The sequence below is a fragment of the Vibrio variabilis genome, from assembly GCF_003263785.1.
In the GTDB taxonomy this organism is placed as follows: domain Bacteria; phylum Pseudomonadota; class Gammaproteobacteria; order Enterobacterales; family Vibrionaceae; genus Vibrio; species Vibrio variabilis.
In genome coordinates this window covers 1-334 of the sequence record NZ_JYJK01000153.1, presented here as the reverse complement: position 1 = coordinate 334, position 334 = coordinate 1, and the positions used below count along the sequence as shown (strand labels likewise).

Annotated in this window: 1 tRNA gene; it reads left to right on the top strand. The window is 39.8% G+C overall.

The window, feature by feature from the left end:
• Positions 1-34 precede the first annotated feature (34 nt).
• Positions 35-110 (top strand) — tRNA-Val (locus TZ48_RS24230).
• Positions 111-334: the final 224 nt, after the last annotated feature.

Genomic DNA, 334 nt, shown 5'->3' with positions numbered 1-334 from the left:
TTTCCTTCCACGGGAAATGTAAAAAACTAAATGTGGGCGATTAGCTCAGTTGGGAGAGCACCTCCCTTACAAGGAGGGGGTCACTGGTTCGAGCCCGGTATCGCCCACCACTCTCTAAGAATTTTTGGATTAAGAATTTCCAAACCACTTCAGTAAAGCGTACGTGGTTGGAATTTTTGACGCCGCAAGGCACCGAGAATCTTTAGAAAGTGCAATTAGTTTGCATAGCTCTTTAACAATTTGGAAAGCTGACAGATAACAATTTGATTGATTGTTATCTATTAAAAGTTCTCAAATCCTAGATGATTCCTTTTTTACAAAGAAATGATTTAGG